Origin of the sequence: Celeribacter indicus (genome assembly GCF_000819565.1) — a bacterium.
Classification (GTDB): domain Bacteria; phylum Pseudomonadota; class Alphaproteobacteria; order Rhodobacterales; family Rhodobacteraceae; genus Celeribacter; species Celeribacter indicus.
Map to the genome: position 1 here is coordinate 3,679,157 of NZ_CP004393.1, position 18,661 is coordinate 3,697,817.

17 protein-coding genes are annotated in these 18,661 nt (G+C 67.5%); 10 read left to right on the forward strand and 7 right to left on the reverse strand.

Features of this window, described 5'->3' with window-relative positions:
• Positions 1-79 precede the first annotated feature (79 nt).
• Entirely contained in the window at positions 80-565 is a 486-nt protein-coding gene (locus tag P73_RS18125) for a DUF411 domain-containing protein (protein ID WP_043870664.1), read from the reverse strand.
• Between the two features lie 110 nt (positions 566-675).
• A complete protein-coding gene (gltX, locus tag P73_RS18130; RefSeq protein ID WP_043870665.1) occupies positions 676-1,998 on the reverse strand; it encodes a glutamate--tRNA ligase in 1,323 nt (440 codons plus the stop codon).
• Between the two features lie 84 nt (positions 1,999-2,082).
• Here gltX and P73_RS18135 point away from each other — a divergent pair, with 84 nt between their 5' ends.
• The 3 genes from P73_RS18135 to P73_RS18145 all read left to right on the forward strand — a co-directional run bounded on the left by P73_RS18135 (position 2,083) and on the right by P73_RS18145 (position 4,690).
• Complete coding sequence (locus tag P73_RS18135) at positions 2,083-2,499, forward strand: metallopeptidase family protein (RefSeq protein WP_043870666.1); 417 nt, start codon at positions 2,083-2,085, stop codon at positions 2,497-2,499.
• Between the two features lie 117 nt (positions 2,500-2,616).
• Positions 2,617-3,546, forward strand: coding sequence for an MBL fold metallo-hydrolase (locus tag P73_RS18140; protein ID WP_043870667.1), 930 nt, complete (start codon positions 2,617-2,619; stop codon positions 3,544-3,546).
• Positions 3,547-3,739: 193 nt separating this feature from the next.
• The gene (locus P73_RS18145; protein WP_043870668.1) at positions 3,740-4,690 is read left to right on the forward strand and encodes a 1-phosphofructokinase family hexose kinase; all 951 of its coding nucleotides are present in this window, start codon (positions 3,740-3,742) and stop codon (positions 4,688-4,690) included.
• On the opposite strand, the gene P73_RS18150 is transcribed toward P73_RS18145, so the two are convergent.
• Both P73_RS18150 and P73_RS18155 read right to left on the reverse strand, forming a co-directional pair.
• Complete coding sequence (locus tag P73_RS18150; protein WP_043870669.1) at positions 4,687-5,919, reverse strand: Hsp70 family protein; 1,233 nt, start codon at positions 5,917-5,919, stop codon at positions 4,687-4,689. The two genes, P73_RS18145 and P73_RS18150, sit on opposite strands and share 4 nt — an antisense overlap.
• Positions 5,920-5,973: 54 nt before the next feature.
• Positions 5,974-6,246: a DUF167 domain-containing protein gene (locus P73_RS18155; protein WP_043870670.1), complete on the reverse strand. Its 273-nt coding sequence runs from the start codon at positions 6,244-6,246 to the stop codon at positions 5,974-5,976.
• Positions 6,247-6,331: 85 nt separating this feature from the next.
• Between P73_RS18155 and P73_RS18160 the strand changes: the two genes are divergently transcribed.
• Positions 6,332-6,910, forward strand: coding sequence for a nitroreductase family protein (locus tag P73_RS18160; protein ID WP_043870671.1), 579 nt, complete (start codon positions 6,332-6,334; stop codon positions 6,908-6,910).
• Positions 6,910-7,608 (forward strand): EI24 domain-containing protein, encoded by a 699-nt coding sequence (locus P73_RS18165; RefSeq protein WP_174446915.1) that lies wholly within the window; start codon positions 6,910-6,912, stop codon positions 7,606-7,608. Before P73_RS18160 ends, P73_RS18165 begins: the two co-directional genes overlap by 1 nt.
• Positions 7,609-7,629: 21 nt before the next feature.
• Here the strand turns inward: P73_RS18165 and P73_RS18170 are convergent, their stop codons facing one another.
• Together P73_RS18170 and mce are read right to left on the reverse strand one after the other, a co-directional pair.
• Complete coding sequence (locus P73_RS18170; RefSeq protein WP_043870673.1) at positions 7,630-7,911, reverse strand: DUF1467 family protein; 282 nt, start codon at positions 7,909-7,911, stop codon at positions 7,630-7,632.
• A gap of 25 nt (positions 7,912-7,936) precedes the next feature.
• Entirely contained in the window at positions 7,937-8,341 is a 405-nt protein-coding gene (gene mce / locus P73_RS18175) for a methylmalonyl-CoA epimerase (protein ID WP_043870674.1), read from the reverse strand.
• A 155-nt stretch (positions 8,342-8,496) separates the two neighbouring features.
• Here mce and P73_RS18180 point away from each other — a divergent pair, with 155 nt between their 5' ends.
• Together P73_RS18180 and P73_RS18185 are read left to right on the forward strand one after the other, a co-directional pair.
• On the forward strand, positions 8,497-9,216 hold the full coding sequence (locus P73_RS18180) for a response regulator (protein ID WP_043870675.1): 720 nt from the start codon (positions 8,497-8,499) through the stop codon (positions 9,214-9,216).
• Positions 9,217-9,289: 73 nt separating this feature from the next.
• Complete coding sequence (locus tag P73_RS18185) at positions 9,290-9,766, forward strand: hemerythrin domain-containing protein (RefSeq protein ID WP_043870676.1); 477 nt, start codon at positions 9,290-9,292, stop codon at positions 9,764-9,766.
• A 207-nt stretch (positions 9,767-9,973) separates the two neighbouring features.
• On the opposite strand, the gene aspS is transcribed toward P73_RS18185, so the two are convergent.
• On the reverse strand, positions 9,974-11,767 hold the full coding sequence (gene aspS, locus P73_RS18190; RefSeq protein ID WP_043870677.1) for an aspartate--tRNA ligase: 1,794 nt from the start codon (positions 11,765-11,767) through the stop codon (positions 9,974-9,976).
• A 219-nt stretch (positions 11,768-11,986) separates the two neighbouring features.
• Between aspS and P73_RS18195 the strand changes: the two genes are divergently transcribed.
• The 3 genes from P73_RS18195 (at position 11,987) to P73_RS18210 (ending at position 18,625) form a co-directional block, all read left to right on the forward strand.
• The gene (locus tag P73_RS18195; RefSeq protein WP_043870678.1) at positions 11,987-13,273 is read left to right on the forward strand and encodes a glycosyltransferase 87 family protein; all 1,287 of its coding nucleotides are present in this window, start codon (positions 11,987-11,989) and stop codon (positions 13,271-13,273) included.
• A 128-nt stretch (positions 13,274-13,401) separates the two neighbouring features.
• Positions 13,402-16,761, forward strand: a complete 3,360-nt coding sequence (gene carB, locus P73_RS18200; protein WP_043870679.1) for a carbamoyl-phosphate synthase large subunit — start codon at positions 13,402-13,404, stop codon at positions 16,759-16,761.
• A 556-nt stretch (positions 16,762-17,317) separates the two neighbouring features.
• Positions 17,318-18,625, forward strand: a complete 1,308-nt coding sequence (locus tag P73_RS18210; RefSeq protein WP_043870681.1) for a DEAD/DEAH box helicase — start codon at positions 17,318-17,320, stop codon at positions 18,623-18,625.
• Positions 18,626-18,661 lie beyond the last annotated feature (36 nt).

An 18,661-nucleotide genomic window follows, 5' to 3' on the forward strand; every position in this document is an offset into this window, starting at 1 on the left:
GGAGTGATACGCAGGAGCGGGATTCGGGGCAAGCAGGAAAGGACCGTGTCCAGAAAATTTGCGACGTTTCGACAGGAGTTTATTGCGGTGCGGCGTCATAATGGGCAAACACCGTCGCCGGCGCGCCGGGCGTCATGAGCAACACGTCATAGGCGTCACGTTCGCTCTCCGGCCCCATGCCGGGCGCCCCATAGGGCATTCCCGGCACGCTCAGCCCGAGCGCCTCCGGCCGCTCGGCCAGAAGGCGGCGCAGGTCGGCGGGCGGGACGTGGCCTTCGACCACATAGCCCTCGATGACGGCGGTATGGCAGGAGGCGAGATCCTCGGGAATGCCGAGCTCGGCCTTGAGCCGCGCGAGGGCCATGGTGTCGACCTCCCGCAGTTCGACCGGAAAGCCGTCGTCGCGCATGACCTCGATCCACGCGCCGCAGCAGCCGCAGGTCGGATCCTTGTAGACGCGCAGGCCCGGCAGCGCCTCGGCCCGCAAGCCGGGCGCAGCCCAGAGGCCCGCGAGGGCGAGACCGGAGGCAATGACTTTGCGACGGGACAGGGGGAAACGGGCCATGGCGACGGCTCCTTGGAGGATTGCGGCAATACTCCGAGCCTATCCCCGCCCCCGGCAAAGAAAAAGCCCCCTCGGTGCCGAGGGGGCCATTCGTGATCTTCGAAGGGCGCTCAGAGCACCGGCTTCGTCTGCAACAGCGGCATGACGTCGGCCATGTCCGGCCCGCGCTCCATGCCGGTGACGGCCTTGCGCAGCGGCATGAACAGGCCCTTGCCCTTGCGCCCGGTCGCCTCCTTCACGGCGGCCGTCCAGTCCTTCCACGTCTCCGCGGTATAGGGCGGCTCGGGCAGCAGCGCGAAGGCCTCCTCGACAAAGGTCCGGTCCTCCTCCGCCACCACCGGCGTCGCGCCGTCGCGGAAGAGCGTCCACCAGCCCGCCATGTCGGCGGTCACCGTGATGTTCTCGCGCACCACGGTCCAGAACGGCTCCGCGATCTCGCCGGGCACGCCAAGCGCCGCGACCTCGTCCGCGACATCCGCGAAGGGGCGGGCGTGGTTGATCTGTGCGGTGAGCGCGAACAGTTCCTGACTGTCGAATTTCGTCGGCGCGGCACCGAATTGCGACAGATCGAACCCCTCGATCAGCTCGTCCATGGAGCTGCGCAGCTCCACCGGCTGCGACGAGCCGAGCCGCGCCATCAGCGACAAAAGCGCCATCGGCTCCACCCCCTGCGCACGCAGGTCGCGCAGGCTGAGCGTGCCGAGGCGTTTGGACAGCGCCTCCCCCTGCGGTCCGGTCAGGAGCGAGTGATGCGCAAAGGCGGGCGGGGTGCCGCCGAGCGCCGCGATGATCTGGATCTGGGTCGCGGTGTTGGTGACGTGGTCCGAGCCGCGCACGATGTTGGTCACGCCGAAATCCATGTCGTCGCAGACCGACGCGAGCGTATAAAGGAACTGCCCGTCCGCGCGGATCAGCACCGGGTCGGAAACCGAGGCGGCGTCGATGGAGATCGGGCCGAGGATGCCGTCCTCCCATTCGATGCGCTCCTGGTCGAGCTTGAAGCGCCACACACCGTTGCCCCGCTCCGCGCGCAGCCTGTCCTTTTCGGCCTCCGACAGCGCAAGTGCGGCGCGGTCGTAGACCGGCGGCTTGCCCATGTTGAGCTGTTTCTTGCGCTTCAGGTCGAGCTCCGTCGGTGTCTCGAACGCCTCGTAGAACCGCCCCTTGTCGCGCAGCTCCTGCGCCGCCTCCTCGTAGCGGCCGATCCGGTCGGACTGTTTCTCGAACCGGTCCCAGGTGAAGCCGAGCCATTCGAGATCCTCGAGGACGCCGTCGGCATATTCCTGTTTCGAGCGTTCCTGATCGGTATCGTCGAGACGCAGGATGAACTGCCCGCCCGCCTTGCGCGTCAGCAGGTAGTTGAACAGCGCCGAGCGCAGGTTGCCGATATGGATGAAGCCCGTGGGAGAAGGGGCGAAACGTGTGACGATCATTTTCGAACTCCTGTTGCCGCTTCCTCTTTCATATCGCGCATGAAGAGTCCATATCGGGAGGCACCCGCAACCCGGAGACCCGCCATGACAGAGCCGCTTCTCGAGGCCACCGCCCCCGATCTCGACCTGATCGAGGAGATCGCCCGCGCGACCATGGCGGAGCTGCCGCCCGCCTTCAAGGTGCTGGCGACACAGGTCTCGCTCGCGGTGATGGATTTCGCACCCGACGACCTTCTGGCGGAGATCGGGATCGACGATCCCTTCGAACTCACCGGGCTCTATACCGGCATCCCCCTGACGGAGAAATCCTCGATGGATCAGCCGATGTCGCCCGACACGATCTGGCTTTTCCGCCGTCCGATCCTCGACGAATGGGTGGCGCGGGGGGATGTCACGCTCGAACAGATCGTGGCCCATGTCACCGTGCACGAGCTCGCGCATCATTTCGGCTGGTCGGACGAGGACATCGCCACGATCGACAAATGGTGGGAATACGACTGACCCGCCGCGCCCCTTGCGCTCACGAGCGCGTGATCGCGCGTCGAAGGCGGCGAAACCTGTGCTATCCTTCCCGGCAGAAGCCCTTCATCCACGCTGCATTTCTCCGGGAGGACGCACATGACCGACAGCCCCTATGTTTCGCGCCGCCATCTCCTGACCGGCGCCGCCGCCCTGCCGCTGGCCTCCGCCCTGCCCTTCGGAGCGGGCGCGGTCTCGCCCATGCTGGGCGCCGCCCTGCCGCCCTACCGGCGCTTCCTGCTCGGCAGTTTCGAGGTCACGACGCTGCTCTCGGGCACGCGCACCGTGCCGAACCCGCATGAAATCTTCGGGCTCAATGTCTCCGACGAGGAATTCGCCGAGGTCTCCGAGGCGAATTTCATCCCCGCCGACGCGGCGCAGTTCTTCTTCACGCCGACGCTCGTGAACACCGGCAACGAGCTGATCCTGTTTGACACCGGCAACGATCCGGCGGGCATCACCGCGGCCCTCGACGCGGCGGGCTATTCCGAGGCGCGGGTGGACCGCGTGGTGATCACCCACATGCACGGCGACCATATCGGCGGGCTCTACAGCGAGGTGCCGACCTTCGCCAATGCCGCCTACACCACCGGCTCGGCCGAGATGAACCATTGGGACTCCACGGGCGACGAGAATTTCGAGGCAAAGATCCGGCCGCTGCGGGAGGAGTTCGACCTCGTGGAGGACGGGGGCGAGGTGGTGCCGGGCATCACCGCCATGGCGGCCTTCGGACATACGCCGGGACATATGGCCTTCCATATCGAGAGCGAGGGCGAGCGGCTCCTGCTCGGCGCGGATTTCGCCAATCACTACGTCTGGTCGCTCGCCCATCCAGACTGGGAGGTGGCCTATGACGCGGACAAGGCGCAGGCCGCGGAGACGCGCCGCCGCCTTCTCGACATGCTCGCGGCCGACCGCGTGCCCTTCATCGGCTACCACATGCCCTTCCCGGCGCTCGGATATGTCGCCGCGAGGGACGACGGCTATACCTATGTTCCCGCCTCCTACCAGATGATGATCGAACGTTGAGGCCGGACCCTTCCGAAACTGCGGGCCGCGGATTTTCCGTCGCGGCCCGTTTCGTTTCCCGTCCGAGCGGTTAGGATGGCCCCAACACCGCCCGACCCTCCCCGCGCGCCGGCCCGCCCGAGGCAGCTCCCGCCGCCCCGACCCACGCAGCGGCCGCGCCGCCCGGCTCCCACAGTCCTTTGCAGAGGCCCCCATGGCTGAGATCCTGACGATCACGCTCAACCCGACGGTGGACCTGTCCACCTCCACGCCCGAAGTCTCCGCCGGTCCGAAACTTCGCTGCACGACACCGCTCGCGGATCCGGGCGGCGGCGGGATCAACGTCTCCCGCGCGATCCGTTTCCTCGGCGGGCACAGCACCGCCTTCACCGCCGTCGGCGGGGAGACCGGCGCGCTGCTGCTCAGGCTGCTGGCGAAGGAAGGGGTCCGCTTCACCGCCTTTTCCGTCACCGGCGACACGCGGCAAAGCATCGCCGTGACCAGCGAGGCGACCGGGGAGCAATACCGCTTCGTCATGCCCGGCCCCTCCTGGAGCGACGAGATGGTCGACACCTCCCTCACCGCGATCCGGCAGGCCGCGCCGGAGGGCGGGATCGTCGTGCTGTCGGGCTCGCAGCCGCCCGGCGTGCCGCTCGACTACCCCGCGCGCCTGTCGCGCCTTCTGGAGGCGGCGGGCGTCCAGCTTTTCCTCGACACCTCGGGCAAGCCGCTGCACGAGCTGGCGCGGCATCCCGCCAATCCCTTCGTGCTGCGCATGGACGATGTGGAGGCCGAGGATCTGGCCGGCCGGCCGCTTCCGACGCGCGCCGACACGGCCGATTTCGCCTCCGGCCTCGTCGCCGGGGGGGTGGCGCGGAATGTCATCGTCGCCCGCGGTGCGGACGGTTCGACCCTCGCGACCGCGGAGGGGCGCTGGCACGCCTGCCGCCCGATCCGGCCGGAGGAGGTCGTCTCCGCCGTGGGGGCGGGCGACAGTTTCGTCGGCGCCTTCTGCATCGCCCTTTCGCGCGGCGACAGCCTGCACGACGCGCTCTGCTACGGCACCGCCGCCGCCTCCGCCGCCGTTCTGACGGCCGGAACGCAGCTCTGCACCGCCGAGGATGTCGCGCGCCTGCTGCCCGGATGCGAGGTGGTCCCGCTCTAGGCGTCGGCGCTTGCCAGCGCGAGCCCGTCGACCACGGCGGTGAACGCCTCGCCCCGGATCGCGCGCGCCTCGGGCAGGACCGCCTCCACCGCGTCGGAGACGACGCGCATCAGGCTCGAGCCGCCGACATAGACCACCGCGCCAATCGCTTCGGGACGCAGGTCCGCCCGCGCGAGCGTGTCCCCGACCGCCTCCGTCAGCTCGGCGCGGAAGCCCGCGAGGTCGCGGGCGAGATCGGCGGGGGCGAGCGGCGCGGCGAGGCCGCGTTCCACGAGCGACAGGTCGATCGCCGCCGCCGCCCCGCCGTTGGCCGCGATCTTCGCCGCCTCCACGGCGAAGGCAACGTCATGGCCGAGCTCCGCCTCGATCACCTCCACGAGCCGCGACAGCTTCTCCCGCTCGACCGCATGCCGTTCGAGATCGCGCGCCAGCGCCAGCGTGTCGCGGGTGTAGAGGAACGGGATCTTCTGCCAGCTCGCAAGATCGTTGAACAGCGCCGCGGGCACCGGAAGCCGCCCCTCCGCCAGGCTGCGGTTGACCTCCGTCCCCGCGCCGAACAGCGGCATCGCATGCGCGAGGCTCAGGCTGCGGTCGAAATGCGTCCCGCCGAGCCGGATCCCGTGGGAGCCCAGGATCTCGGCCCGCCCCGCCGCCTTGCGGAACAGCGTGAAATCCGAGGTGCCGCCGCCGATGTCGACGACGAGGCCGGTCTCTCCCGGTGCGAGGTCCTCGGCGGCGAGGGCCGCGGCCTCGGGTTCGGGAAGGAAACGGATCGTCTCGAACCCCGCGCGCGTGTAGGCCTCATGCAGGTCACGCTCCGCCTGCGCGTCCATCCCCGCGTCGCGCGAATGGAAATGCACCGGACGGCCGGAGACCACGCCCGTCACCGGCTGGCGCGTCTGCGCCTCGGTGCGGGCCTTCAGCTCCGCGAGGAAGCCCGCGATCACGTCGAGGAGGCTCTGGCGCCTGCCGCCGACCGCGCGTTCCTCGCGCAGGAGCGGAGTGCCGAGCACGGATTTGAGCGCCCGCATGTAGCGCCCCTCCTCCCCGTCGATCAGCGCCCGGTTCGCCGCCGCGCCGAGCCGCATCCGGCCGCGGGTGTCGAAGAACACCGCCGAGGGCAGCGTGCGCGCCCCGTCCTCGAGCTCCACGAGCCAGGGCCGGCCCCCGACCGCCAGCCCGACGGCGGAATTCGACGTGCCGAAATCTATGCCGATGGTCAGTCCCATGACGCGCTCCCCTGGTGGCGGAAGCGCGCCTTCTACCCCTGCCGCCGCGTGGGATCAAGCATCCCGGTCGAGGCGGAACAGCTTGTCGCGCGCGGTTTCGCCCCGGACTAGGGTGAGCCTGATCTTCGCCACGCCCAGCGCCTTGGCCAGAAGTTTCACCACGTCCCGCGTCGCGCGCCCGGCCTCGGGCACGGTGGTCACATAGACCCGCACCTGACCGTCCTCGACGGTGACCGCGTTGCGCGACGCCTTCGGCGTCACCCGGACCGCAAGGTGCCCGTCCTCCACGGCGGCCTCCAGCCGCGTTCTCAGTTCTGCCTTGTCCATATCCGTCTCCTTACCCGAAGGCGGTTGAAGTTGCGCGCAAAAACGCCGACATGGAAGACGACTGCACCAGAAAGGGCCCATCCCGATGCCTGAAAAGAACCAAGCCGCCCTCGATTTCCTGCTCACCCGCCGGTCCCGGCCCGCGAAGACGCTCACCACCCCCGTGCCGGAGCGCGCGGAGATCGAGCTCCTGCTGACCGCCGCCGCGCGCACGCCCGATCACGGCAAGCTCGAGCCCTGGCGCTTCATCGTCTTCGGGAAGGCCGCCCTGGCACGGCTTGCCGACCGCGTCGTCCCGCTCGGCGAGGCGCGCGGGATCGCCGAAGAGAAGATCGAGAAGCTGCGTCGCCAATATGCCGATGCCGACCTCGCCATCGCGGTGGTCTACGCGCCGAAGGACAGCGACAAGGTGCCCGAGATCGAACAGCGCTATTCCGCGGGGGCGGTGTGCCTGTCGCTGCTGAACGCGGCGCTGGCCGCGGGCTGGGGGGCGAACTGGCTCTCGGGCTGGGCCTCGCACGATGCGGAATTCTGCGCCGCGGAGCTCGGCCTCGCGCCGCATGAGAGCGTCGTCGGCTTCGTCCATATCGGCACGGAGAGGCTCGCCCCGCCGGAACGCCCGCGCCCGGACATCGCCGCGATCACGAGCTGGGTGGACGCCTGATGGTCTCCGATTTCGCGAAGGCGCTCGCGCAGATGGGCGACAGGCGGTTCCAGGCGGTGCTCGCCAAGGGGATCGGCCTGACGCTCGCCCTCCTCGTCGCGGTCTACCTCGCCTTCGTCTGGATCATCGGCGCCTTCGTGCCCGACACCTTCACCCTGCCGCTGATCGGCGAGGTCGCCTGGGTCGACAACGCGCTCTCGATCGGATCGTTCTTCTTCATGATCCTGCTGTCGGTCTTCCTCATGGTGCCGGTCGCCTCCGCCTTTACCGGCCTCTTCCTCGAGGAGGTGGCCGAAGCCGTCGAGGACCGGTACTACCCCGGCCTTCCCGAGGTGCCGCGCCAGACGCTCTGGGACATCACGATGGACAGCCTCGGGTTCCTCGGCGTGATCGTCGCGGCCAATCTCGTGGCGCTGGTGCTCTATCTCCTCCTCAACGTCGCAGCCCCGGTGATCTTCTGGGCGCTCAACGGCTTCCTGCTCGGGCGGGAATATTTCCAGCTCGTCGCGATGCGGCGCCTCGGGCGGGAGGGCGCGAAGGCGGCGCGGGCCCGGCACATGCCGAAGATCTGGCTCGCCGGGGCGCTGATGGCGGTGCCGCTCTCCATCCCGGTCGTGAACCTGCTGATCCCGGTGCTCGGGGCGGCCACCTTCACGCATCTGTTCATGCGGCTCGAGGGCGGCAGAGCCGCGCCGTGAGTATTTCGGGCAGCAAAAAGCTCAGGAGCCGGAGACGGGCGGGAGTTTCGCCGTCCAGTCGAGATCGCGCCAGGTGAGATCGGTCGTCAGCACGAAGGTCACGAGCCCGGCCCAGATCACCGTCGCGACCACCGTCACCCAGAGCGCCTTTCGCTTCGGGTTGTAGTTGGCCGGGGCGCCGTCATGGGTGCCCTCGACCTTCTGTCCCATGTCGCCCTGGGTCTTCAGCCCGATCGGAAGGGCGATGAACATGGTCAGGAACCATGTCACGGCATAGAGGACGAAAGCGGAGGTGATGGCCATGGCGGCGCTTCCTTCTGTGGGTCGTTCAGACCTGTTCGAGTTCGATCAGGCAGCCGTTGAAATCCTTCGGGTGCAGGAACAGCACCGGCTTGCCATGCGCGCCGGTCTTCGGCTCGCCGTCGCCCAGCACGCGCGCGCCCTCGGCCTTCAGACGGTCGCGCGCGGCGAGGATGTCCTCCACCTCGTAGCAGATGTGGTGGATGCCGCCGGCGGGGTTCTTTTCAAGATAGCCGCTGATCGGGGAATTGTCACCCAGCGGGTGAAGCAGTTCGATCTTGGTGTTCGGCAGTTCGATGAAGACGACGGTCACCCCGTGGTCGGGCTCGTCCTGCGGCGGGTTCACCTTTGCGCCGAGGGTGTTGGCGTATTGCGCCGAGGCCGCCTCCAGATCCGGCACGGCAATGGCGACATGGTTCAGGCGTCCGATCATCCGATCCTCCGTTGTCAGGCTGTTCCGCCCGGCTTATCGCGTGCGCGGGAGGGTGCCGCAAGGGCCGTTAGCGCCAACCGCGGGTTTTGCGCGCGGCGGGTTAACGGCTCCTTCACCGGAGTCGGGGTTAAATCCGAGTCGCATTGGACGGAGCCATGACCATGACCGACAGTTTCGAAAGCCTTCTCGCCGCGCCGACGCCCGACCGCCCGCTCCTGGGCCTGACCGTCCTCCTGGTGGAGGACAGCCGCTTCGCCTCGGAGGCGATGCGCCTTCTGTGTCTGCGTTCAGGCGCGCGCATCCGCCGGGCCGACAGTCTCGCGGCGGCGCGAAAGCACCTGCGCGTCTATCGCCCGAACGTGGTGATCGTGGATCTCGGCCTTCCCGACGGGTCGGGCGCGGAGCTGATCGGGGAGCTGGACGCCGCGCGGCCGCGGGTCGACGTGCTGCTCGGCATGTCCGGCGACAGCGGCGCGGAGAGCCTGGCGCGGGAGGCCGGCGCCGACGGTTTCATCGGGAAGCCGATTTCCTCGCTCGGGACATTCCAGGCGGCCGTGTTGGGCGCCCTTCCGCCCGAGGCCCGGCCCCGCGGGCTGCGGGCGGGGGCCGAGGACCGCGTCTCCCCCGACCCGATCGCGCTCCAGGACGATTTCGTGCATGTCGCGGACCTGCTCACGACGGAGACCGGCGAGGGGATGCTCGACTATATCGCGCAGTTCCTCTCGGGCGTCGCCCGCACCGCCGGAGACGGGGAGATGGAGGATGCCGCCCGCCGCCTCGCAGGGCTGCGGCAGGCGGGCCTGCCCTACGGGCCGGAGATCGCCCGGATCGCGGGGCTGGTCCATGGCCGGATCGAGCCGCGAAAGGTCGTCTGAGGGAGCGTCCCGTGGAACCGCCGGAGGCGCCAAGGCGTTGTCCAGACAAGTTTTTCAAGAGTGAGAAGGTCCAATGCCAAGCATCTACGACGCCATCAAGGCCGACCATGACAGCCATCGCGAGCTGCTTGCCACCATCGCCGGGACAGAGGGCGACAGCGAGGCCCGCCGCAAGGCGTGGCACGAGTTCTTCTACGACGTCAAAAGCCATGCCGCCGCGGAGGAGGAGGAATTCTATTCCCGGCTCATGTCGGAAACATGGGGGCAGGACGCCGCCCGCCATTCGGTCGAGGAACATGCCGGGATGGACGATCTCATGGAGGAGCTCGACGGGATGGACATGTCCTCTCCCGCCTGGCTGAGGAAGTTCAAACAACTCAGGCACGACTACGAGCACCATATGGACGAGGAGGAAGACGAAGTCTTCGCCCGCGCGAAGGACGTGGTGGGCGAGGAGGAGAACGACGCCTACGGCCGGAAATTCCTCGACCGCAAGGAGAAGGAGAGGACGCTCGTCGACAGGAAGCGGGAGGATCACCTGGAGGACTGACGCGCCCTGCTGCGCGGGACACGGCAGTCCGCGGGGACGACCTGCCGTCCGGGATGGCCGGTGTGCAGGAAAATCCGGCGCACCGCAAAGGGCGGCAAGAGGCGGGGGAACGCCCCCTCCCCGCGTCGGTGGGGATGTTCCTTTCCGCGCGCATGAAAAAGGCGCGGGAGGCTGCCCTTCCGCGCCGGCCGCCGGTCCGGGCGGGGCTCAGCCCTCCTGCGGGAGGATGCGCAGGCTCAGCTCGCGCAGCTGTTCGTTGCTGGGCTCGGACGGCGCGCCCATCATCAGATCCTCGGCCCGCTGGTTCATCGGGAAGAGCATCACCTCGCGGATGTTCTCCTCACCGGCGAGGATCATCACCGCGCGGTCGATGCCGAGGGCACAGCCGCCGTGCGGCGGGGCGCCGTACTGGAAGGCGTTGACGAGACCGCCGAACCGCTTGCGCACTTCGGCCTCGTCGTATCCCGCGATCTCGAAGGCCTTGAACATGATCTCCGGGCGGTGGTTGCGGATCGCGCCGGACACCAGCTCATAGCCGTTGCAGGCGAGGTCGTACTGGTTGCCCAGCACCTCGAGCGGATCGCCCGCAAGCGCCTCCATCCCGCCCTGCGGCATGGAGAAGGGGTTGTGTTCGAAGTCGATCCGGCCGGTTTCCTCGTCCTGCTCGTAGATCGGGAAATCCACGATCCAGGCGAACATGAACTGCTCGCGCCAGTTTTCGTCGGCGGGATCTTTCGGCGTCTCCTCCCAGATCACCGTGCGCGCCTTGCCGGCGACACGTTCGAAAGTCTTCGGACGCCCGCCGAGGAAGAAGGCCGCGTCGCCCACGCCGAGCCCAAGCTGCTGGCGGATCGCCTCGGTACGTTCGGGGCCGATGTTCTTGGCGAGGGGACCGGCGGCTTCCATGCCGTCCCCGGCCTCCCGCCAGAAGATATAGCCCATCCCCGGCAGGCCCTCCTGCTGGGCGAACTTGTTCATCCGGTCGCAGAACTTGCGCGAGCCGCCTTTCGGCGCGGGAATGGCGCGGACCTCGTTGCCCTCCTGTTCGAGGAGCTTGGCGAAGATCGCGAAACCCGAGCCGCGGAAATGTTCGGAGACGTCCTGCATCCGGATCGGGTTGCGCAGGTCGGGCTTGTCGGTGCCGTACCAGAGCGCCGCATCGCGGTAGGAGATCTGCGGCCAGTCGCGGTTCGACCTGCGCCCTTCCCCGAAGGTATCGAACATGTCCGCGATCACCGGCTCCATCACGTCGAAGATGTCCTGCTGGGTGACGAAGGACATCTCCATGTCGAGCTGGTAGAAATCCGTGGGCGAGCGGTCGGCGCGCGGATCCTCGTCGCGGAAGCACGGCGCGATCTGGAAATACTTGTCGAAGCCCGAGACCATCAGGAGCTGCTTGAACTGCTGCGGGGCCTGCGGCAGGGCGTAGAACTTGCCCGGATGCAGGCGCGAGGGCACGAGGAAGTCGCGCGCGCCCTCGGGGGAGGAGGCGGTGATGATCGGCGTCTGGAATTCGTTGAACCCCTTCGCCCACATCCGCTTGCGCAGGTCGGCGACCACGTTCGAGCGCAGGATCATGTTGCGCTGCATCACCTCGCGGCGCAGGTCGAGATAGCGGTATCTCAGGCGCGTCTCCTCGGGATATTCCTGATCGCCGAAGACCATGAGCGGCAGTTCCTTCGCCGCGCCCAGCACCTCGAGATCCCGCACGAAGACCTCGATCTCGCCGGTCGGCAGCTTCGGGTTCACCAGATCCGCATCCCGCGCCTTCACCACGCCGTCGATGCGGATGCACCATTCCGAACGCACCTTTTCCATCTCGGAGAAGACGGGGCTGTCCGGATCGCAGAGCACCTGCGTCACCCCGTAATGGTCGCGCAGGTCGACAAAGAGAATGCCGCCATGGTCACGGATACGGTGCACCCAGCCCGACAGGCGGACGGTCTCGCCCACGTTGGAGGCGTTCAGTTCGGCGCAGGTGTGGCTGCGATAGACATGCATGGGGACTTCCTTCGGAGTTCTGAGACGGCTCTGTCATGTGACGCTCGCGCTGATACACCCCTGTGGGGCGGGAAAGTCAAGCCTTGGCGGGGCGCGCAAGGGTTGCGCCGGGCGAAATCCTCCGGCACTCTCCGCTCGGGCGTCCCGACCCGCCATTTCTCCCCTGCGCGTGCGCCCCGACCGCCCGCGCGCCGCCGCAAAGCAAGTCCGACGCCCCAGATGAGCGATCTGTCAGACAGCCCCCGCCCCGCTTCGGACCGGACCGGTCTGGCGCTCCGGATCGGACTGGGCGCGGCCTTTGTCCATGTCTTCGCCACGATGTTCTGGAACGGCTGGCCCGCGGATCTTTCCGCGGTGTATTTTGCCGCGAAATCCGTTGCGACGGGCAATCCCGGCGCGATCTATGCGGCGCCGCCGGATTTCTTTTCTCCCGGCACACCCGCGCCCTGGGTCGCTCTTGCCGAGGGCACCGGCCATGGCGACAAGGTGATCCTGCCTTATCTCTACCCGCCGCTCTGGGCGCATCTTCTGGCGCCTCTGACCGAGGTCGTCCCTCCGATGGCGTTCTTCAACACCGTCCTGATCCTCCATCTCGCGATGCTGGCCGCGATGCCCTGGATCGGCTGGCAGATCGCGCGGCCGGCGGGACTGGCGCTGCGCCACTGGCTGCCCATCGGATTTCTCCTGTTGCTCACCTCCGCACCAAGCCTCGGCGCGATCATCCAGAACCAGCCGCAGATCGCCGTCACCTTCCTCGTGCTTCTGGCGGCGCTCGCCGCCCGGCGCGACCGGCCCGTCTCCGCGGGGCTCCTGCTCGCCCTCGCCGCCGCGCTCAAGCTTCAACCCGCGCTCTTCGGCCTTGTCTTCCTGCTCACACGCAACTGGCGCGCGGCCGGGGCGATGGCGTGCGCGGGTGGCGCGCTTCTGTCGCTGTCCCTCCTGCTCGGCGGCCTCGACGCACATCGCGACATGCTCGCCCGCCTGGCAGAGATCGACGCGATGGTCGTCTACACAAAGGTGAATTACGCGCTCGAAAGCCTGCTTTACCAGATCTCCCAGGTTCTTCAGGGCACGCCGCTCCCCGACGGGCGCGCCATGGCCTATCCGATCCTCGATGCGCCTTCCTGGGTGCAGACCGTGCCCAAGCTCCTGTTCGCGGCCGGTCTGCTCAGCCTCGTCCTCCGGGCCCGCCGGTTCACCGGGCCCCGGCTCTGGCTCGCCCTCGCCCTGCTCGGCGCGCTCTTCGGGCCGCTGTCCTGGGGACATTATTTCGTGCTCCCGACGATGCTCCTCCCTGCCCTTTTCGAAGACGGCGCGCGCCGCACGGACCGGCTCTGGCTCGCAGCTTTCGCGATCCTGTTTTCCTTTCCGCTCTACAGCGCGCTCATTCCCTTCAACGAACCCCTCATGGTGAGCCAGATCCCTCCGCTACTGATGCTGCTCGGACTGACGCTTCATGTGCTGCTTCCGGCGCGCGCCGGATCCCGCGCCGCTTCGCCCAGATGAATTTCTGACGACAGCCCTGCCGCAGGGTCTTGCACCTCGCCGCCCCATGGCTATAACCCACGACAATTTGCGCGGGTCCTGCACGGAAGCCGCGCGACACGCTGCTCACAACATTGCCGGGGTCCGCCATGCCGAAGAGAACCGATATTTCGTCGATCATGATCATTGGGGCGGGGCCGATCATCATCGGGCAGGCGTGCGAATTCGACTATTCCGGCGCGCAGGCCTGCAAGGCGCTGAAGGAGGAGGGCTACAGGGTCATCCTCGTGAACTCGAACCCCGCCACGATCATGACCGATCCGGGCATGGCCGATGCGACCTATATCGAACCGATCACCCCCGAGGTCGTCGCGAAGATCATCGAGAAGGAGCGCCCCGACGCGCTCTTGCCGACGATGGGCGGGCAGACCGGGCTGAACACCGCGCTCAAGCTCGACGATCTCGGCGTGCTCGGGAAATTCGGCGTCGAGCTGATCGGCGCGAAACGCGATGCCATCGAGATGGCCGAGGACCGCAAGCTGTTCCGCGAAGCGATGGACCGCCTCGGCATCGAGAACCCGAAGGCCGATATCGTCGCCGCGCCGAAGCGTGAGAACGGCACCTACGACATCGCCGCGGGCATGGCCATCGCGATGGAGGCGCTCGAGCATATCGGCCTGCCGGCGATCATCCGCCCGGCCTTCACCCTCGGCGGCACCGGCGGCGGCGTGGCCTACAACCGCGACGATTACGAAAAGATCTGCCGCTCGGGGCTCGAGGCCTCGCCGGTGGCGCAGATCCTCGTGGACGAGAGCCTTCTCGGCTGGAAGGAATACGAGATGGAGGTGGTGCGCGACCGCGCCGACAACGCGATCATCGTCTGTTCCATCGAGAACGTCGATCCGATGGGCGTGCACACCGGCGACTCGGTCACCGTCGCCCCCGCGCTGACGCTGACCGACAAGGAATACCAGCTGATGCGCACGCATTCGATCAACGTGCTGCGCGAGATCGGGGTGGAGACCGGCGGCTCGAACGTGCAATGGGCGGTGAACCCGGCGGACGGGCGCATGGTGGTGATCGAGATGAACCCGCGCGTGTCGCGCTCCTCGGCGCTCGCCTCGAAGGCCACGGGCTTTCCCATCGCGAAGATCGCCGCGAAGCTCGCGGTGGGCTACACGCTCGACGAGCTCGACAACGACATCACCAAGGTGACGCCCGCCAGTTTCGAGCCGACCATCGACTATGTCGTGACGAAGATCCCGAAATTCGCCTTCGAGAAGTTTCCCGGCTCCAAGCCGGAGCTCACCACCGCGATGAAATCGGTGGGGGAGGTGATGGCGATCGGCCGGACCTTCCACGAATCCATGCAGAAGGCGCTTGCCTCCATGGAGTCGGGCCTGACCGGGTTCGACGAGATCGATCTGCCCGACATGCCGAAGCCCGCGCAGATCGTCGAGGCGGAGGGGGCCGCGGACACGCTGCCGCGCATCTTCCTCGGCGCCGATGAGGCCGCCCAGCAGATGATCGACAAGACGCTGACCCGCGAGCTCGCCCGCGCCACGCCCGACCGGCTGCGGGTGATCGCGCAGGCGATGCGCTTCGGTTTCACCGATGACGAGATCAACGAGATCAACAGTTTCGATCCCTGGTTCCTCGCCCGCATCCGGGAGATCATGGCCACCGAATGCGAGATCCGCAAATCCGGCCTGCCGGTGACCGAGGAAGGGCTGCGCCGGCTGAAGATGATGGGCTTCACCGATGCCCGGCTCGCCAAGCTCACCGGCCGCGACGAGGCCAACGTGCGCCGCGCGCGCCGCAACCTCGGCGTCACCGCCGTGTTCAAGCGGATCGACACCTGTGCCGCCGAATTCGAGGCCCAGACCCCCTATATGTATTCCACCTACGAGGCCCCGATGATGGGCGACGTGGAATGCGAGGCGCGGCCCTCGGATCGCAAGAAAGTGGTCATTCTCGGCGGCGGGCCGAACCGGATCGGGCAAGGGATCGAGTTCGACTACTGCTGCTGCCATGCCTGTTTCTCGCTGACCGAACAGGGCTACGAGACGATCATGATCAACTGCAACCCGGAGACCGTGTCGACCGATTACGACACCTCCGACCGGCTCTATTTCGAGCCGCTGACCTTCGAACACGTCATGGAGATCCTGCGGGTGGAGCAGTCGAACGGCACGCTGCACGGGGTGATCGTCCAGTTCGGCGGACAGACGCCGCTGAAACTCGCGAACGCGCTCGAGGCGGAGGGCATCCCGATCCTCGGGACCACGCCCGATGCGATCGACCTCGCAGAGGACCGCGAACGCTTCCAGGATCTCGTGAACCGTCTCGATCTCAAGCAGCCGAAGAACGGCATCGCCCATTCGGACATCGAGGCCATCGAGATCGCCGCCGGCATCGGCTTTCCGCTCGTCATCCGCCCCTCCTATGTTCTGGGGGGCCGCGCGATGGAGATCGTGCGCGACATGGAAGGGCTCGAACGCTACATCCGCGACGCCGTCGTGGTCTCCGGCGACAGCCCCGTGCTGCTCGACAGCTATCTTTCGGGCGCGACGGAAATCGACGTGGACGCGCTCTGCGACGGGGAAAAGGTCCATGTCGCGGGCATCATGCAGCATATCGAGGAGGCGGGCGTGCATTCCGGCGACAGCGCCTGTTCCCTGCCGCCCTACTCGCTCAAGCCCGAAATCATCGAGGAGCTGAAGCGCCAGACCGAGGCGCTCGCGCTCGCGCTCAACGTCGTGGGCCTGATGAACGTGCAATACGCGGTCAAGGACGACGTGATCTACCTCATCGAGGTCAACCCGCGCGCCTCGCGCACCGTGCCCTTCGTCGCCAAGGCGGTGAACAGCCCCATCGCCTCCATCGCCGCGCGGCTGATGGCGGGCGAGAAGCTCGACGCCTTCGACCTGGTCGATCCCGCCGGAACCGGCCGGTTCGCGGTGAAGGAGGCGGTGTTGCCCTTTGCCCGCTTCCCCGGCGTCGATACGATCCTCGGGCCGGAGATGCGCTCGACGGGCGAGGTCATGGGCGCCGACAAGAGCTTTGCCCGCGCCTTCCTGAAGTCGCAGATGGGCGCCGGATCGGACCTGCCGCGGTCGGGCAAGGTGTTTGTCTCGGTGAAGAATTACGACAAGAAACCGAAGATGGTGGAGGCGATCAGGACGCTCTCCGATCTCGGCTTCGAGATCATCGCGACCCGCGGCACGGCGAAATTCCTCAAGGAACACGGCGTCGGGAGCCAGATCGTGAACAAGGTCTACGAGGGCCGCCCGAACATCGTCGACATGATGAAGGACGGCGAGATCGCCCTGGTGCTGAACACGACCGAGGGCGCTCAGGCGGTCGAGGACTCGCGCGAGATCCGCTCCGTCGCGCTCTACGACAAGATCCCCTATTTCACCACGGCCGCGGCCAGCCACGCCGCGGCGATGGCGATCAAGTCGCGCGAAGAGGGCGAGATCGAGGTGCAGAGCCTTCAGGAGGGGTGAGGCTCGGCCACATCGGAAAGTCCACGAACCGAAACGCCCCGCGCCGCAGCGGGGCGTTTTGCGTTCTGCCTGCCCACGCGGCGCCAGCGAACCGGAAAAGAAATATCGCGAGGCGCGGGATCGGCAACGAAGATGTCCTCGTCACGGGTTTTGTCCGCGGCGTTCGCCGCCTCCATCGGGATCTGGATGTCATCAAGCAGACCAACTGACAGCCGGAATATCCGGGGGAAGACTTCGGCCTCCTGCTCTCGATCATGGACATTTCTTTCCGCTCTCGACGAAGATCAACCTCAAATCCCTTGACTTATCGCCGCGCGTCCTCCATCTGACATCTATCCGCACCCCATGCTGCCGCGTGAGCAGCCGCGCTTCGCTGAAGCGCCGCAGGTGCGAGATGACGGGCGGCACACGCCCAGAGGTTCCCAACATCACGCAGGGGTCCGGCGGAAAGACGGGGCGGGCATGTGGCCCTTTCCGGAGACCTTTTCCGCGACCAATGATGCGCGCCCCGAACCGGGCGCGAGCCGCGTGTGGGTCCGCCCACCAAAGGATATACATGACTGATTTTACCATGCTCGGCCTCAAGCCGAAGCTTCTCTCCGTGCTCGATGAGCTTGGCCTCGACACGCCCACCCCCATCCAGGCCCGCGCCATCCCCGAGGTGATGAACGGCCGCGACGTGATGGGCCTTGCCCAGACCGGCACCGGCAAGACGCTCGCCTTCGGCCTGCCGCTCCTGCACATGGCGCTGACCGACGGGTCCAAGCCCGCGCCGAAGACCGTGCGCGCGCTCATCCTCGCCCCGACCCGCGAACTGGTGAACCAGATCGCCGACGGGCTCTTCCCCTTCATCAAGGGCAGCCACCTGAAACTCAACCGCGTGGTCGGCGGCGTGTCGATCAACGCGCAGGTGAACCGGCTCGAGCGCGGCACGGACATTCTCGTGGCGACGCCGGGCCGTCTCATCGACCTCATCGACCGCAAGGCGGTGCGGCTCGACGAGACGACCTTCCTCGTGCTCGACGAGGCCGACCAGATGCTCGACATGGGCTTCATCCATGCCCTGCGCCGGCTCGTCCCGATGCTCGCGAAGGAGCGCCAGACGATGCTGTTCTCGGCGACGATGAACAAGCAGATGAACGAGATCGCGCAGAGCTACCTCTCCTCGCCCGTGCGCATCGAGGTCTCGCCTCCGGGTAAGGCCGCCGACAAGATCGAGCAGGAGGTCCACTTCCTGCCGCAGCCCGAGAAGGTCACGAAGCTCAAGGATCTGCTCTCCGAGCATCCGGGCGAGCTGGCGCTGGTCTTCGCGCGCACCAAGCACGGGGCCGAGCGGCTGTCGCGCCAGCTCGAACGCGACGGGTTCAAGTCCGGTTCGATCCACGGCAACAAGTCGCAGGGCCAGCGCGAGCGCACGATCAAGGCGGCGCGCGAAGGCCAGATCGACGTGATGGTCGCGACCGACGTGGCCGCGCGGGGGATCGACATTCCGCTCGTGCGCCATGTCTACAACTTCGAGCTGCCGAACGTGCCGGAGAATTTCGTGCACCGGATCGGCCGCACCGCGCGCGCCGGGCGGGACGGGAAGGCCGTGGCCTTCTGCGCGCCGACCGAGCTCGACGAGTTCCGCGCGATCGAGAAGGTGATGAAACTGCGCATCCCGATCGCCACCCCCGCCTCCTGGGCGGCCGATGACGTGCGCGCCGAACCGAAGCCGAAACCGCAGGGCGGCGGACGCCGCCGTGGCGGTGGTGGCGGCGGCCGTCCCGGCGCGGCGAAGGCGGGAGCAGGCCAGGGTCAGGGTCAGGGCCAGAACCGCGGCAGGGCCAAGGCCCGCCGTCCCCGCCGCAAGGTCGAGGCGTAAACGAACAAAGGCGACCCCCGCGGGTCGCCTTTTCCA

Excerpts from the sequence above, each read along its gene's own strand:
- P73_RS18125 (WP_043870664.1), bottom strand. The coding sequence starts at position 565 with ATGGCCCGTTTCCCCCTGTCCCGTCGCAAAGTCATTGCCTCCGGTCTC.
- gltX (WP_043870665.1), bottom strand. The coding sequence starts at position 1,998 with ATGATCGTCACACGTTTCGCCCCTTCTCCCACGGGCTTCATCCATATC.
- P73_RS18135 (WP_043870666.1), top strand. The coding sequence starts at position 2,083 with ATGACAGAGCCGCTTCTCGAGGCCACCGCCCCCGATCTCGACCTGATC.
- P73_RS18140 (WP_043870667.1), top strand. The coding sequence starts at position 2,617 with ATGACCGACAGCCCCTATGTTTCGCGCCGCCATCTCCTGACCGGCGCC.
- P73_RS18145 (WP_043870668.1), top strand. The coding sequence starts at position 3,740 with ATGGCTGAGATCCTGACGATCACGCTCAACCCGACGGTGGACCTGTCC.
- P73_RS18150 (WP_043870669.1), bottom strand. The coding sequence starts at position 5,919 with ATGGGACTGACCATCGGCATAGATTTCGGCACGTCGAATTCCGCCGTC.
- P73_RS18155 (WP_043870670.1), bottom strand. The coding sequence starts at position 6,246 with ATGGACAAGGCAGAACTGAGAACGCGGCTGGAGGCCGCCGTGGAGGAC.
- P73_RS18160 (WP_043870671.1), top strand. The coding sequence starts at position 6,332 with ATGCCTGAAAAGAACCAAGCCGCCCTCGATTTCCTGCTCACCCGCCGG.
- P73_RS18165 (WP_174446915.1), top strand. The coding sequence starts at position 6,910 with ATGGTCTCCGATTTCGCGAAGGCGCTCGCGCAGATGGGCGACAGGCGG.
- P73_RS18170 (WP_043870673.1), bottom strand. The coding sequence starts at position 7,911 with ATGGCCATCACCTCCGCTTTCGTCCTCTATGCCGTGACATGGTTCCTG.
- mce (WP_043870674.1), bottom strand. The coding sequence starts at position 8,341 with ATGATCGGACGCCTGAACCATGTCGCCATTGCCGTGCCGGATCTGGAG.
- P73_RS18180 (WP_043870675.1), top strand. The coding sequence starts at position 8,497 with ATGACCATGACCGACAGTTTCGAAAGCCTTCTCGCCGCGCCGACGCCC.
- P73_RS18185 (WP_043870676.1), top strand. The coding sequence starts at position 9,290 with ATGCCAAGCATCTACGACGCCATCAAGGCCGACCATGACAGCCATCGC.
- aspS (WP_043870677.1), bottom strand. The coding sequence starts at position 11,767 with ATGCATGTCTATCGCAGCCACACCTGCGCCGAACTGAACGCCTCCAAC.
- P73_RS18195 (WP_043870678.1), top strand. The coding sequence starts at position 11,987 with ATGAGCGATCTGTCAGACAGCCCCCGCCCCGCTTCGGACCGGACCGGT.
- carB (WP_043870679.1), top strand. The coding sequence starts at position 13,402 with ATGCCGAAGAGAACCGATATTTCGTCGATCATGATCATTGGGGCGGGG.
- P73_RS18210 (WP_043870681.1), top strand. The coding sequence starts at position 17,318 with ATGACTGATTTTACCATGCTCGGCCTCAAGCCGAAGCTTCTCTCCGTG.